Genomic DNA, 235 nt, shown 5'->3' with positions numbered 1-235 from the left:
GCTCTGGACGAGGTGTGCGCGCACCTGGACGTCGTACTGGACCGTCCGCTGAAGGACGTGATGTTCGCGGCCGAGGGTGGCGCGGACGCCGAGCTGCTGGACCGTACGGCGTTCACGCAGCCCGCGCTGTTCGCGGTCGAGGTGGCGTTGTTCCGGCTCCTGGAGCACTGGGGTGTCACCCCGGACGTGCTGATCGGCCACTCCATCGGTGAGATCGCCGCCGCGCATGTGGCGG

The 235-nt window shown here is 69.8% G+C and carries 1 protein-coding gene; it reads left to right on the top strand.

Annotated features, from left to right (window positions below; translation table 11 throughout):
* On the top strand, positions 1-235 hold a 235-nt coding region (locus IG74_RS54110), incomplete at both ends, for an acyltransferase domain-containing protein (protein ID WP_037827723.1).

Origin of the sequence: Streptomyces sp. NRRL B-1347 (assembly GCF_000720325.1) — a bacterium.
GTDB lineage: Bacteria > Actinomycetota > Actinomycetes > Streptomycetales > Streptomycetaceae > Streptomyces.
This window is presented reverse-complemented; position numbering and strand designations above follow the sequence as displayed.